The sequence below is a fragment of the Neobacillus sp. SM06 genome, from assembly GCF_050496765.1.
Taxonomy (GTDB): Bacteria; Bacillota; Bacilli; order Bacillales; family Cytobacillaceae; genus JAEVLT01.
Genome location: NZ_JBNWEO010000013.1, coordinates 621,239 through 635,071 on the forward strand (window position 1 = coordinate 621,239; position 13,833 = coordinate 635,071).

Genomic DNA, 13,833 nt, shown 5'->3' on the forward strand with positions numbered 1-13,833 from the left:
GCGTTCAGAATTTATCCATATAAATTCTGATTAGCTAAAAAAGAAACAACCGAACCGTCCTTGTGTTTTCGTTTTATGCAAATTGATCTGGAAAATCTGTCATGATGACGTCTGCGCCCGCTTTTCTTACTATTTCAAACTCATTTGTGTTGTTGATGGTGTAGACTCTTAATTCTAGACCTGCCTCTTTTGCCCGCTTTCCTTCTTCAGAAAGAGCATAAGCTTCATCACAATGAATATTCGCATTAATTTTTTGCGCTTTTTCGATGGCGGTTGGATGAATCCCCTGAATTAAATAACCAATTGAAATGGTTTGGTCTAATTCCCTTATTTTAACCAGGCTTTCGTAGTTAAAGGAGGAAAGAATGACTTGGTCTTTGAATTGATATTCTTCAACCAAATTTAGCACCTTTTCTTCTAAACCTTCATAGTGAATTTGGTCATTTTTTAATTCAATATTGACGATAAAGGATTCCTCTCTTTGTTTTGCCCAGTCGATGATTTCTGATAGTTTTGGAAGTTTATGGTTGGCGAATTGGGAATGAAACCAGCTTCCGGCATCGAAAGCAAGCAGCTGTTCATACGTATAATCCTTTACAAAACCCCTGCCATTTGTTGTCCGATCAAGCCGTTCATCATGAATGACGACCATTACTCCATCCTTCGATAATTGAACATCCAATTCGATACCCGCGATAGCGAACTTTCCAGCTTCTTCAAATGCAATCATTGTATTTTCCGGAAATTTTCCGCTAAAACCTCTATGGGCAAATACGTTTGTTGACGAAATCAAGGCTGAATCCTCCCTTTTCTATTTCTTCTTGTTCCTGTTTTTTGGGCAAGAAAAATGATTTCGAAAAAAGAGCCCATCTATCTCTAGACAGGCTTTTAAAATCTAGACTTACTTTTTGTTTGCCGTTTGAAGCGCACGGTTTGTCTCTTCAGCCGCACGGTCAAGAGCGTCTTTCGGCGAAACGCCTTGATACAAGCTTTCCATTGCGGAAACAACTTTTTGGCGAGATTCAGGGAAAACCGAGATCAAAGCACCTTGAGTTGCCGGAATCGATTTGGTCTTGCGAAGTTGATCAACTGTTACCTTTAATTGCGGGTATTTTTCCCATTCTTTTTTTACAATATCCTGTTCATATGCTTTAGGATTCACTGCGAAATAACCGCTGTCTACATGCCATTTTGCTTGTACTTCAGGCGTTGCTAGATACTTCATAAAATCCCATGCTGCTTTTTGTGTTTCTTCACTAATACCTTTTGACATCCACAATGAAGCTCCGCCAATAATTACCCCTTTGCGATCCGCTTCATTTGGAACAGGAAGATAAGAAACGCCAACATTAAATGGAGCATTGTCAATTAATTGTTTAACCCCTGCTGAAGAATCAAGGAACATCGCAATTTTCTTCGATTGGAAAGCTGCACGCATATCATCCCAGTTTGTACCAACATTAAAGAATGTTCCCTCTTTATACATATCACTGATTAAGTTAAAGACGTTTAACCCTTCTTTGCTGTTGAAAACAGCCTTTTCGGCATTTCCTTGACGGCCATTTTCATGATCAACATATAAACCGCCTTGGGAAGCAAGCAATTCTTCAAAGAACCAGCCATAATTTAAAATTGAAAAACCGTATTGTGTTGTGTTTGTTCCGCTTTTCTTTGTTAATTTTTTCGCAGCGGCTTTCAATTCATCATATGTTCGAGGCGCTTTTTCCGGATCTAAACCAGCTTCTTTAAACGCATCTTTGTTATAGACAAGAACAGGCGTAGATGAGTTGAATGGCATTGAGTATTGTTTGCCGTCCACTTTATAATAATTTGAAATGTTTGTCTCCCATTGGGAAGTATCATATTTGTCTTGGTCAATAAATTTTTGCACCGGCTGAATTTTCCCGCTGTTAATCATATATTTTGTTCCAACTTCAAAAGTTTGCATGATCGCTGGTGCATCTTTCGTTCCGGCAACCGTGTTAAATTTCGTTAATGCTTCTTCGTACGTTCCCTGGAACACTGGCTTTACTTCCACTTTATCCTGGGATTCATTGTACTTTTTCACAATTTCATTTAATGATTTTTCAAGATTTCCGCTCATTGCATGCCAGAAGATTACTTCTGTTTTTCCAGATGACGTTTTTTTCGTTTCTTGTTTTTGAACAGCCGTTCCATTATTATTTCCGCTTGAGCAGGCAGCTAACAGAAACATCATCGCTGCTGTAAGAATAACTAAAATTTTCTTCATTTTAAAATCCCCCTATTTAATAGCTCCTTGTGTTAATCCTTTTTGCAATTGCTTTTGTCCTAAAAATAAAAGCAATAATGTTGGTAAAATGACAACAATCACCGCGGCCATTACCACCCCCCAATCAGATGAAATTTCTTGCGATTGCATTTGCTTTAAGCCAATTTGAACGGTACGAACTTTTTCTGTATTGGTCACAAGCAATGGCCAAAGGTACATGTTCCATGTCGTTAAGAAAGTGTACACACTTAGCGTTACAAGGCTTGTCCGCGATACCGGCAGAACCACACTCCATAAAAAGCGGAATCGGCTGATGCCTGCTACTTGTGAGGCCTCATACAATTCTTTTGGTATCGTCTTAAATTGCTGTCTCAGCAAAAATGTCCCAAAAGCAAGTGCGAAAAACGGAACGGTTAGTCCTGCATATTGATTGATCCAACCAAGCCTTTGCACCGTAATAAAATTGGGTACCATCGTCGCTTCCCACGGAATCATCATCGTTGATATGAATAGGAAGAAGATGGCCTCGCGCCCTTTAAAAGGAATGAAGACAAACGCAAAAGCTGCAAGCGCTGAGACAACAAGCTGACCGATCATGACGCTAATTGAAACCACAAAACTGTTCAACAAGTAATGCAGTAAGGGAACTCTGGCAAAAGCTGCTTGATAATTGGTCAAAGAAAAGGACTTCGGCCACAATTTCCCCGCAAGCACTTCAGCTCCGCTCATAAAGCTAATGGTAAAAGCATAGAGAATTGGAAACATCATCACCACAGCGGCCAGGATCAATAAAAGGTATGTCACTGATTTTCTCGTATTGCTGATCATTGATAATGAACCTTCCTTTCTCCAAGCTTAAATTGCAGGATGGTAAGGATTAAAATACAGAAAAATAAAATCACGGCTTGAGCGCTGGCTGAGCCAATATTGTAATTGATAAACGCATCCTTATAAATGGAATAGACAATTACATTTGTAGTGTCAATCGGTCCGCCTTTTGTCAAAATATCAATTTGGCCGAAAGTTTGAAATGAATTGATAAAGGATACTGTAATAATAAAGAACAAAGTTGGCGATACCATTGGAATCGTTATTTTACGCAGCTGGTACCAATAGCTGACACCGGCAATTTGCGCGTTTTCATATAACTTTTCATCAATATTTTGCAACCCTCCAAGCAAAATCAAGAACGCGAAACCAACATTCATCCAAACCGTTGCAATCGATACAGCTGCCAAGGCATAATGCGGATCCTGCAGCCATTGAATATTTTTCACACCAAAAACAGATAATACTTTGTTGATGACCCCGATCGCCGGATTGTACATAAACATCCAGATCACCGAGGAAGCAGCGACGCTCATCCCCATTGTGGAAGAAAAGATCGTTCGAAAAAATCCGACTCCTTTTAATTTCTCATTGGCGATCAAAGCAAGAAACAAGGCTAAAATGACTCCGCTCGGAACAGTATAAAGAACAAACAACAACGTCGCCTTCAAACTTTGCAGGAAATTGGGATCACTTAAGATATACGTAAAATTGTCCAAACCAACGAATTTTAGCGGAGTTCCTTGACTATCCGTTGCAAACAGGCTCAAATAAAGCGTGCGCAGCATTGGGTAAAATAAGAAGATCCCAAATAGGATGAAGGATGGCAGCAAATAGGCCAGACCAACAATAAAATTCGAATTCATTTTTTTTGCCCGGGAATCATTCGTTGGCTCAGAGGCATTTGAAACAGCCATCTTCGCAATGGTACTCATGAAAACACCTCCATCGCCATCTCATTTTTCAAGCTTGTTTCATGGTATAAAACGTTTCCGGATTCCGAATCGAAAATGAATACATGCTCCGGCTGAATGGTCATTGGAATTTTATCGCCTACCGCAATATTCCACTGACCATTCCATTTGGCAGTCCATTGCATATGATCCCCCATCGAAAAGGTCAGAAGCGTTTCGGTTCCAAGAATTTCAACATTTTCAATTTCAGCAACAAAGCTTGCCTCTTCTGAAGATGCAGCCAATTGAATATGCTCGGGACGGATTCCCACCGTTACGTGCTGTTTCACAGCCATTGCCGTTGGCAACTGTTCAAACTTCACTGTATTCTTTTCAAAAATAAACGATTGGTCTTGAATACGGGCATCTGCTAAGTTCATTGGCGGTGAGCCGATAAATGATGCCACGAATGTATTGGCCGGCTCGTTGTAAATGTCAAGCGGCTTGCCAACTTGCTGGATATGCCCATTGTTTAAAATCATCATTCGGTCTGCCATTGTCATCGCCTCTGTCTGGTCATGGGTGACATAAATCATCGTAATCCCCAATTTGCGCTGGATTTGACGGATTTCCGAGCGCATTTTTGCTCGTAGTTTCGCATCCAGGTTGGACAATGGCTCGTCCATTAAGCAAATGGGCGAATGGGTCACAATTGCTCTTGCTAAGGCGACACGCTGGCGCTGTCCTCCTGATAACTGGCGGGGCTTTCGTTTCAGATACTCTGTCAGTCCCAACATTTCAGCAGCCTCATCACAGCGTTTTTTCATTTCCTGTTTCGATATTTTTTTCGTGTGCAAGCCAAAGGTAATGTTTTGCTCAACTGTCAAATGCGGGTATAGAGCATAGTTTTGAAAGACCATCGACAAGTTGCGCTGGCTTGGCAGCAGATCATTGGCTTGCTGCCCTCCAATAAGCAATGTTCCGCCGGTGATCTCCTCAAGTCCGGCAATCATTCGCAGCATCGTACTCTTTCCGCAGCCGGAAGGCCCGACGAGCACGAAAAATTCGCCAGGTTCAATTGTTACCGAAATATCTTCAATGACCTTTGTTTTTTTGTCATATGATTTGCTGACATTGATCAGTTCGACTTTTTTCATAAAATCTCTCCGTTCTTACTGGATTGGCCAACTGGTAATCCATTTCTCCAAAGTCTGGGTGTTCCAGTTGATACGGCCATTGCACCATTCTCAAGTGCTGCTTGTATTTGTTGCTGATTTTCGATTAACCCGCCGGTAATGATCGGAATGTCCGTTTTTTTCGTTATCTTTCGGATCATATCCGGAATAATGCCCGGCATGATTTCAAGCGCATCCGGTTTCAGTTCATTTATCGTATCAAGTCCATGATGAACTGCATCTGTATCAACTAAGAATAGCCGCTGTATCGTTGCTAATCCCTCATTTTTCGCAAATTGGATCAGTGAACTTTTTGTTGAGACAATGCCATCCGGTTTCACAAACTTTGCAAGAAATTTAAGTCCTTCCTTGTCATAACTAATTCCCGGAATTTTTTCAACATGTAAAAATACCCGGCGGTGACGGGATTTCAGAAGATCCACATACCTTTTAATTACACTGATGTTTCCTATTAGTAAAAACGCGGTCTGAAGATCTGTTTCTAAAAACTTCTCTAAATTTTTTGGACTTTTTATCGCGGCAATCATACGATCCTCTTTTAAGTATTCTAAAAAATTTTTTGAAGTATTCACGTAGTCTTCCTCCCTGTCCCATTCGTCGCAAAAAAAGAAACCATAAAAAACACAAAAGGTCGAACACATTCCTATTGTTTTTTTATGGTTTCTCCAATTCACAACCGGGATTATTCACTTTTCGTACACATGTTTATCATAAACGGTCATTATAAAGGGAATATAAACTGAACATGGAGTTTTCGTAAAGAAATGTTGAGGAATTGTAAAACTTACTTTCTGGGGCAAAGGAACAAACGGTTTAAAAAGTCAGCATCCTTAGTATGGAAGATTCGCACACTTTCCAGATTGGTCATAAAAATGGCGGTTCTCTTATTTTTTACAAGAACCACCTTTTCTGCTTTGTTTAGATATACTTTCGATGAACGGCTTTGCCGTCGTACGTAAAGAGCATGGTGCGGTCTTCGACGATTGTTTCCATATGGACGGGTCTTCCCCATAGTTGGTAAATATAGGGTAATACTTTTTCCAAATATTTCACGTCAAGTTCGATGCCTTCATACCAATGCTTCATATACAATTCGCCATTTTTCAAATAGTCGCCATCATTAACGGTTATATATGGGAATCCGCCATTTACTCTCATGTTGACTAGCTGGTCGCGCACTTGCTCCCACTGTTTATCAATAATTTTGTAATCGCGGCCTTGCTTTTGGAACAAATACATATCCTCGCGCATGACTAAATCCTTCGTTAAATAATTCCTTAAAAATGAAATATCGGATTCAATTTCCCGAACTTCAAAAATTTTCTCCCGACCGAAGCCTGGATCGACACCGCGGCGCCTCATCTCCTCTGTTGGATGGTTATAGCGCTCCTCGATGTCTTCATATATTTTAATTCCCAAATAATACGGATTGATCCCGGTCTTTGATGGCTGCACGACACCTGCATTTAATTTGGCAAATTCGATTGCTTCGTCGCTCGTCAAATCCATTTCCCTCAAAATTCGCTGATGCCAAAACGATGCCCAGCCTTCATTCATGATTTTTGTTTCAAGCTGCGGCCAAAAATAAAGCATTTCTTCGCGCATCATTGTTAAAATGTCGCGCTGCCAATCTTCCAATTCCCTGCTGTATGATTCAATAAACAACATCAAATCCTTTTCAGGCCTTGGTGGAAATTTCTTTTTTGACGGCTTTTTACCTTCATCTTGCTTTTGTTTTTCATCCAGATTCCATAAATCATCGTAAGGAGTTTGCGACGGTTTTATTTCATCATCCTCTTCTTCATCATCGATCGACCATGCGAGTTTCGGACGCATCAAGGAAGGATCAATATGTTCATCAATGGCTAAAACGGCGTCAAGGAATTTCTCCACTTCACTTTTTCCGTGCTGGATTTCATACTGGCGGATCCGCTCCGCTGTTGCTGCCATGCTTTCAACCATGTCCCGCTTTGTATTTTGGAAACGGACATTGTTTTTAAAAAAGTCACAATGCGCCAAAACATGCGCCACAATCAATTTATTTTGAATTAAACTGTTTGAATCAAGCAGGAAAGCATAGCAAGGATTAGAATTAATTACCAACTCGTAAATTTTACTGAGGCCTAAATCATACTGTAATTTCATTTTGTAAAATTGCTTGCCAAAGCTCCAATGGGAAAAACGCGTCGGCATTCCATATGCTCCAAATGTATAAATAATATCGGCAGGGCAAATTTCATAACGCATCGGGTAAAAGTCCAAACCAAAACCGCTTGCGACTTCAGTAATTTCGCTAATGGCATATTCCAGTGCTTTGCGATCCTCTACATTCATTGACCATTCCCCTTTCTTCTTCTTATCACAATGTATGAAGTTCAATAGGGAATGATGAAACGAGTTTCGAGTAAAAATCGTTCACTTTTATTCAGGAAAAATCCGGAAAGCGCATCAAATCAACCTGTCCAACATTTTCTGCGAAAGTTCTGATCGGAACTTCATAAACTAAAATCAACTCCTATTAAGGAGGAGAATAAAAATGAATAAATTGGATTACGATCGGGCGTTGTATTATACACACCGGTCAGAATGGGATAACTTGTTAATCTTAATGGTTCGCACCGAGGATCATTTTTTGTCAAAAAAAATTGAGCATTTCCTGCATGCTTACAATTTTGAACATGATTACAAAATCGTTGAAGAAACATTATATTCACTGCTGCGTTACATCGACCATGCAAACGAAGCACTCCATTCCGATCCAACTTCAACACCGATGTATAGTCTATCCTGAAATTTAAGAGGAGATACTGTCAATTTTTACAACCGGACAATAGAATTCCACCACCAAAAAAAACGGTTCCCTAAGCAGGGAACCGTTTTTGCTTTATTTTTCAGCTGCCATAGCCATTTTTTGATCGACAAGATCCATAAATGCCTTTTCAACCGCCTGCAGTTTTGCTTTGCTTTCTTTAAGGCTGCTGCTGTTCACACCAAAGTAGAATTTCACTTTTGGCTCTGTTCCTGACGGACGCAAGCACACCCATGAACCATCTTCGAAGGTGTATTTCAGGACATTCGATTTCGGAAGATCCATTTTTTCAGAACCGTTTTTCGTTACCCGAAGCCCGGTTAAATAATCTTCTGACGCTTGTACAGCAATCCCGGCCAGCTCTTTCATTGGTTCGGCACGGAAGGAGGATAAGATGCGCGCAATGGTTTCGGCTCCATCTTTTCCTTTTAACGTAATCGAACGAAGACCTTCGAGGAAGTAGCCGTATTTTTCAAATACTTGCATTAGCCCTTCATAAAGCGACAAGCCTTGTTTTTTATAATACGCACATACTTCCGTTGCTAAAAGAGCTGCTTGAACAGCATCTTTATCACGGACAAAGTCGCCAATCAAGTAACCATAGCTTTCTTCATAACCGAAAAGGAAAGAGTGGGCACCTGAAGATTTGTACTCATTGATTTTTTCAGCAATAAATTTAAATCCTGTCAGAACGTCTACTGTCTCAAGTCCGTAAGCAGCAGCAATTTCCCGGCCAATCTCGGACGTTACGATCGTCTTAAGGACAACGGCATTGCTCGGAATACTGTTCTTTGCTTTCTTTTGTGTCAGCAAGTAGTCAAGCAGAAGGGCACCAGTCTGATTTCCAGTTAAAACAACATACTCCCCTTCCCGGTTTTTGGTTGCAACGCCGAGACGGTCTGCATCCGGATCGGTTCCGATTAAAATATCCGCACCCATTTCTTTTCCGTCGCGTATCGCCAGTTCAAATGCAGCATGCTCCTCCGGATTCGGGCTTTTAACGGTTGAAAATTCTGGATCAGGCAACTCCTGTTCTTTTACAACATGAACATTTTTATAGCCAAGAGCCGTCAGCGCGTTTCGCACCGGTTTATTGGCTGTACCGTGAAGTGGTGTAAACACAATTTGAATATCCGATTCCAATGCCAATTCCGGATTTTCTGAAATCGTTTTTAATTTTTCAATATAGGCATTATCGATTTCCGTACCAATGGTAACAATTAACCCGGCTGCACGGAGTTTGTCTTCACTTTCAACTTCAATCAGCAATTCATTCTCGATTTCATTTACTTTGGCAATCACTTCGTCTGCACTTGCGGGCGGAAGCTGACCGCCATCATTGCCGTAAACTTTGTAACCGTTGTATTCAGGCGGATTGTGGCTCGCTGTAATGACAATGCCGGAAAAAGCATTTAAATAACGCACAGCAAATGACAATTCTGGCGTCGGGCGCAACTCGTCAAACACATATGTCTGAATTCCCTTTGTTGCAAGCGTTTTGGCTGCTTCCATGGCAAACTCAGGTGATTTATGACGAGAATCGAAAGCGATGACAACACCGCGTTTTTTCGCTTCCATCCCATTTTCTTCTATGTATGCCGCCAAGCCGGCAGAAGCCTTTCGAACGGTATAAAGGTTCATCCGGTTTGTGCCAACCCCAATTTCTCCTCGCATTCCGCCGGTACCAAATTCCAAGTTTTTATAAAAAACTTCCTCTAATTGTTTCTCATCATTGGCAAGGGTCGCCAATTGTTCTTTTAGCTCAGGGTCCAGATTTTCAAATTGGATCCATCTGTTTGCATTCGTTTTCCAGTCCATTTAATCTCCTCCAATTTCTTTTACCCTTATCCTTTTCGATGTGATGGTGGAATACTCCTTTTAAAAAAATCCGCAATAATTTGACAATATTCGCATTTTTCCAAGGCAGAACCCGCTCCGCCACTTTCGACCCTTTCATTTTATCGTTAGGGCGAACGAAAGTACATAGGGAAGAAATAAAAAGCGCCTTCTTAAAATGAAGACGCACCAAGTTAAATGAGCAATTGATTCACTGCTCTTGTGTAGACACTTAAATGATTTTGTTTCTTTTCCAGTTTAGCCTCAATGAAATGTTGCAAATCAAACGGAAAAAAAAGACCATAACTTTGCAAAATAGCTACGTTTTTTTCAAAAAGCAGTGAATGCTCTTTTTTCAAAATGGCTGATTCAAGAATAGAAATAATGGTCTGCAACGAGACCATCACTTGGAACGCATCCTTCAAGGTGCTAAAATCAGCCAAATGTTCGCTTGCGATACGAAGAACTTGTAAGCGCTCATATTCTTTAATCTCTTGATCAGTGAAAAAGTTTGGAAATACATGAGAATACATGTATTGAACAAGATCACTGATTTCCTCCTCCTGCCCTGGTGTCGAGGCAAAAACAATCTTCACATATAACCCACCTTTGCCTGCACAATAATCTAGCGTAAAATATAACTAAAGAATAACATACTTGTGGCAGCAAAATGGGTGGTAATTATACCCACGCAAAAATGCCTAATGACATCTGAACATGAAGGAGAACATCATATGCTACAAACAAATCGAAAAGGGGATTGGCTGGAGATCATTATTCCAGATGAATGGAAAAATAAATCAGTCGAAGATTTGTTTCACCAAATTTGGAACTGCCCGAGAAAACTAACCCATCTTTTCCGGATGGGAAAAAAAGTATGGCTGAACGGGAAACCGGCAAACTGGCGCGAACCTTTTGGAACAGGAGCAAAACTCTCACTCCAATTGTTTTCCGAAAACATGCCGGATATTCCGGCAACATACCTTGATGTGCCGGTTCTTTATGAAGATGATCATTTGCTTATTTTCAATAAGCCGCCCTTTATCACAACCCATCCAAACAATCCAAGCATGGAGAAAAATACGCTGCTCAATGCAGCCGCGTTTCATATGCTGGCTAATGGGGAAACTGGGGAGGTGCGCCATATTCATCGCTTGGATCGTGACACATCCGGTGCAATTGTTTTCGCAAAACACTCTTTTGCAGGTGCACTTCTTGACCAATTGCTGGAAAAGCGCAAAATCAAACGGACATATGTGGCAATTGTTCATGGAATGATAACGGGCAAAAACGGCACTTTTTCTAAGCCGATCGGCCGTGACAGGCACCATCCGACAAGAAGAAGGGTCTCACCTACAGGTCAAGAAGCCCTCACGCATTATCAAGTGATCAAGCGGGATCTTGCCAGTCAGCTAACCTACGTAAAATGCTGGCTTGAAACGGGGAGAACCCATCAAATTCGCGTCCATTTCAGCGATGCGGGTCACCCGCTTGCAGGTGATCTTTTATATGGAGGAAAAGCGATTTTTCCAAGACAAGCCCTGCATGCAGCCAAACTTGAATTCACCCATCCGTTCACAGAAGAACGAATCGAATGCTATGCACCATTTCTCGATTCCCCTCCTATTTTTAAGGATATTGATCTTTATCGTCTCTAGCAGTTGAAAAGCCTCCCCATTCAGCAGGGAGGCTTTTTCCTCTTTACTATTTGACTCTTTTCGAGTGTTCTTCTTTTTCCAATTTTAGTCTGCTCGTCTAAATGATCTCATAATGAGACTTAACAAGAACACAAGAATGACTGCGCCAATAATAGCTGGTATAATCGCAAAGTTGGCTACGTGTGGACCCCAGTTGCCTAAGATCAAGGTGCCAAGCCATGCTCCAACAAATCCTGCGATGATATTACCAATGACACCGCCAGGAATATCTCTTCCAGCAATTAAACCAGCAAGCCAGCCGATAATTCCTCCAATGATTAATGACCAAAGAAAACCCACTTTTGAACCACTCCTTTTTACCATTTGATGATTATTTCATGTTCTCCAGCTAGTTGGCTGCAAACTGCTAAGATTTGAAGAGGTTTTGTCTCTTTTTCTTAGCTGCTTGTACACTTAAATTACCCGATTTCATTATAAATAAACGTAAAAAACGAACTGTCCTTCTACAGTCCGTTTTTTTGGCAATTTAATGAAGGTATTACGGTAAGTCAATTAGCATAAACCGCGCATCGGCATTTGCGGCTATTTTTAATTCCGGCAGTTCGGTAATCCGCGCTGAGTCGCGCTTGCTTAGCGTCCATTCTCCATTAATTGTTACTTCTCCTTCAATTACAAAAAAGAAGATTCTTCTTCCTTGTTCTTGCTGCAATGAAATTTCTTTTCCTTTGTCCAGATCTGATAAATAAATGGTTAAATCTTGGTGAATATAGGCCGTCTGTTCTCCCCTTTGCTTTGAAACAACTGGCAATAGTTGATTTTTTAAACGGTTTGTGTCAAATTCGGTTCTTTCATAAGATGGTGTCAAGCCGTTTTTTTCAGGTAAAAACCAGAGCTGCAGAAAATTCACTTCCTCAGTAGCAGAGGGATTGACTTCAGAGTGGACTACGCCGGTTCCGGCAGACATCCTTTGAATGCCGCCAAATGTGGTAATCGCCGTTTCCCCGGTGCTATCCTCATGCTTTAATTGTCCTTTTAAAACAATCGAAACAATTTCCATTTCACGGTGTGGGTGGGCGCCAAATCCTCTTAATGGCTGAACGATGTCATCGTTTAGGACGCGCATTGGGCCAAACTGCAAATTGTTCGGGTCATAGTATTCTGCAAACGAGAAGCTGAAATTGCTTTTTAACCAACCATGATTGGCGGTGTAACGGTCTCCCGCTTTATATAATTCAAACATTTTTTCACCCCATTTATTCTATTGTATCCAAACCTTAATCTTGAATACAAATATCTTTAATTCAAGATAATTATAAAAGAAAACAGCCATTGATGTCAACAAGAACGAAGGCATCCATGTCTTGGATGCCTTCAAAAAGGTTTAAAAATCAATATGATCCGGGTCAGCTCCAAAACGTTCGTTGCGGTTGAGGGCATCGATTTGCTCCATTTCTCCTGCGTTTAACTCGAAATCAAATAGATCAATGTTTTCCTTCAACCTTGCGGGTGTGACCGACTTCGGTATAATGACAACATCATTTTGCAAATGCCATCGCAAAATCACTTGGGCCGTGCTTTTGTGATGGTTTTCAGCGATTTTCGTTAAAATGGGATCGTCTAAAATCCGGCCGCGCGCAATCGGCGACCATGCCTCGACCGCAATTTCGTTTTCTTTACAATACGCCCGCAATTCCGGCTGCGAAAGATTCGGATGCAATTCCACTTGATTAATCACTGGTTTCAGTTCGCTGTTGGCCGATAAATCCTCTAAATGATGGATTTTAAAATTGCTGACGCCGATTGCCCGCACTCTTCCTTCCTTATAGATCCTTTCAAGCGCCCGCCATGTGTCTACATACTTTCCTTTAACAGGCCAGTGCACTAAATATAGATCCAAATACTCAAGGTTTAGCTTTTTCATACTTAAATCGAACGCTTTTACTGTTTCATCATAGCCTTGATCACGATTCCAAACCTTTGTTGTAATAAAAAGCTCTTTACGATCGATCCCGCTTTCACGGACAGCGTTTCCGACCCCTTCTTCATTTTGATAAAATGCCGCCGTATCAATCGAGCGGTAGCCAAGTTCAAGCGCTGTTCGTACCGTCTCCTCCACTTGCTGCCCAGCTTCCACCTTGTATACTCCAAGGCCAAGGCGGGGCATTTCTATGCCATTATGTAGTCGTATTGTATCTCGCAGCCGTAACATTTGATTCCCTCCAATCGCTTTGATAGGTTTATTTTACCTTTTTCGTCTTCGAATTGAAAAGCAGAAAGAGCCATTAAACCAAAAAATAGGCTCTCTATAGGTCATTCGTACGCATAGTATGCAATGATAGCAGAAGAAGGAGGAGGAGGAGAG

The 13,833-nt window shown here is 41.1% G+C and carries 14 protein-coding genes; 2 read left to right on the plus strand and 12 right to left on the minus strand.

Going from position 1 to position 13,833, the window contains the following annotated elements:
• Window positions 1-73: 73 nt before the first annotated feature.
• From ACQYAD_RS08195 to ACQYAD_RS08225, 7 genes are all read right to left on the minus strand, one after another.
• On the minus strand, window positions 74-793 hold the full coding sequence (locus ACQYAD_RS08195) for a glycerophosphodiester phosphodiesterase (RefSeq protein ID WP_430237048.1): 720 nt from the start codon (window positions 791-793) through the stop codon (window positions 74-76).
• 108 nt (window positions 794-901) lie between these two features.
• Complete coding sequence (locus tag ACQYAD_RS08200; RefSeq protein ID WP_430237050.1) at window positions 902-2,251, minus strand: extracellular solute-binding protein; 1,350 nt, start codon at window positions 2,249-2,251, stop codon at window positions 902-904.
• A gap of 12 nt (window positions 2,252-2,263) precedes the next feature.
• Entirely contained in the window at window positions 2,264-3,076 is an 813-nt protein-coding gene (locus ACQYAD_RS08205) for a carbohydrate ABC transporter permease (RefSeq protein WP_430237244.1), read from the minus strand.
• Complete coding sequence (locus ACQYAD_RS08210; protein WP_430237052.1) at window positions 3,076-4,014, minus strand: carbohydrate ABC transporter permease; 939 nt, start codon at window positions 4,012-4,014, stop codon at window positions 3,076-3,078. Before ACQYAD_RS08210 ends, ACQYAD_RS08205 begins: the two co-directional genes overlap by 1 nt.
• Complete coding sequence (locus ACQYAD_RS08215) at window positions 4,011-5,129, minus strand: ABC transporter ATP-binding protein (RefSeq protein ID WP_430237054.1); 1,119 nt, start codon at window positions 5,127-5,129, stop codon at window positions 4,011-4,013. The genes ACQYAD_RS08210 and ACQYAD_RS08215 overlap by 4 nt, the downstream gene beginning before the upstream one ends.
• Complete coding sequence (locus tag ACQYAD_RS08220; RefSeq protein ID WP_430237246.1) at window positions 5,126-5,695, minus strand: glycerol-3-phosphate responsive antiterminator; 570 nt, start codon at window positions 5,693-5,695, stop codon at window positions 5,126-5,128. The genes ACQYAD_RS08215 and ACQYAD_RS08220 overlap by 4 nt, the downstream gene beginning before the upstream one ends.
• A 391-nt stretch (window positions 5,696-6,086) precedes the next feature.
• A complete protein-coding gene (locus ACQYAD_RS08225) occupies window positions 6,087-7,502 on the minus strand; it encodes a SpoVR family protein (RefSeq protein ID WP_430237056.1) in 1,416 nt (471 codons plus the stop codon).
• Window positions 7,503-7,704: 202 nt separating this feature from the next.
• On the opposite strand from ACQYAD_RS08225, the gene ACQYAD_RS08230 reads away from it, so the two are divergent.
• Window positions 7,705-7,959, plus strand: a complete 255-nt coding sequence (locus tag ACQYAD_RS08230; RefSeq protein WP_430237057.1) for a YhdB family protein — start codon at window positions 7,705-7,707, stop codon at window positions 7,957-7,959.
• A 93-nt stretch (window positions 7,960-8,052) separates the two neighbouring features.
• Here the strand turns inward: ACQYAD_RS08230 and ACQYAD_RS08235 are convergent, their stop codons facing one another.
• Window positions 8,053-9,795 carry a phospho-sugar mutase gene (locus tag ACQYAD_RS08235; protein ID WP_430237059.1) on the minus strand — a complete coding sequence of 581 codons (1,743 nt, stop codon included), beginning with the start codon at window positions 9,793-9,795 and terminating at the stop codon, window positions 8,053-8,055.
• Window positions 9,796-10,007: 212 nt separating this feature from the next.
• On the minus strand, window positions 10,008-10,409 hold the full coding sequence (locus ACQYAD_RS08240) for a DUF5365 family protein (protein ID WP_430237061.1): 402 nt from the start codon (window positions 10,407-10,409) through the stop codon (window positions 10,008-10,010).
• Between the two features lie 138 nt (window positions 10,410-10,547).
• On the opposite strand from ACQYAD_RS08240, the gene ACQYAD_RS08245 reads away from it, so the two are divergent.
• Window positions 10,548-11,471 (plus strand): RluA family pseudouridine synthase, encoded by a 924-nt coding sequence (locus tag ACQYAD_RS08245; RefSeq protein ID WP_430237064.1) that lies wholly within the window; start codon window positions 10,548-10,550, stop codon window positions 11,469-11,471.
• 84 nt (window positions 11,472-11,555) lie between these two features.
• Here ACQYAD_RS08245 and ACQYAD_RS08250 read toward each other — a convergent pair whose 3' ends face one another.
• From ACQYAD_RS08250 to ACQYAD_RS08260, 3 genes are all read right to left on the minus strand, one after another.
• Complete coding sequence (locus ACQYAD_RS08250; protein WP_430237067.1) at window positions 11,556-11,810, minus strand: GlsB/YeaQ/YmgE family stress response membrane protein; 255 nt, start codon at window positions 11,808-11,810, stop codon at window positions 11,556-11,558.
• Window positions 11,811-12,009: 199 nt separating this feature from the next.
• Entirely contained in the window at window positions 12,010-12,711 is a 702-nt protein-coding gene (locus tag ACQYAD_RS08255) for a pirin family protein (RefSeq protein WP_430237068.1), read from the minus strand.
• 141 nt (window positions 12,712-12,852) lie between these two features.
• Window positions 12,853-13,680 (minus strand): aldo/keto reductase, encoded by an 828-nt coding sequence (locus tag ACQYAD_RS08260; RefSeq protein WP_430237070.1) that lies wholly within the window; start codon window positions 13,678-13,680, stop codon window positions 12,853-12,855.
• Window positions 13,681-13,833: the final 153 nt, after the last annotated feature.

Coding starts and splice junctions, on each gene's coding strand:
- ACQYAD_RS08220 (WP_430237246.1), bottom strand. CDS start 5,695: ATGATTGCCGCGATAAAAAGTCCAAAAAATTTAGAGAAGTTTTTAGAA.
- ACQYAD_RS08210 (WP_430237052.1), bottom strand. CDS start 4,014: ATGAGTACCATTGCGAAGATGGCTGTTTCAAATGCCTCTGAGCCAACG.
- ACQYAD_RS08200 (WP_430237050.1), bottom strand. CDS start 2,251: ATGAAGAAAATTTTAGTTATTCTTACAGCAGCGATGATGTTTCTGTTA.
- ACQYAD_RS08260 (WP_430237070.1), bottom strand. CDS start 13,680: ATGTTACGGCTGCGAGATACAATACGACTACATAATGGCATAGAAATG.
- ACQYAD_RS08215 (WP_430237054.1), bottom strand. CDS start 5,129: ATGAAAAAAGTCGAACTGATCAATGTCAGCAAATCATATGACAAAAAA.
- ACQYAD_RS08230 (WP_430237057.1), top strand. CDS start 7,705: ATGAATAAATTGGATTACGATCGGGCGTTGTATTATACACACCGGTCA.
- ACQYAD_RS08225 (WP_430237056.1), bottom strand. CDS start 7,502: ATGAATGTAGAGGATCGCAAAGCACTGGAATATGCCATTAGCGAAATT.
- ACQYAD_RS08235 (WP_430237059.1), bottom strand. CDS start 9,795: ATGGACTGGAAAACGAATGCAAACAGATGGATCCAATTTGAAAATCTG.
- ACQYAD_RS08255 (WP_430237068.1), bottom strand. CDS start 12,711: ATGTTTGAATTATATAAAGCGGGAGACCGTTACACCGCCAATCATGGT.
- ACQYAD_RS08245 (WP_430237064.1), top strand. CDS start 10,548: ATGCTACAAACAAATCGAAAAGGGGATTGGCTGGAGATCATTATTCCA.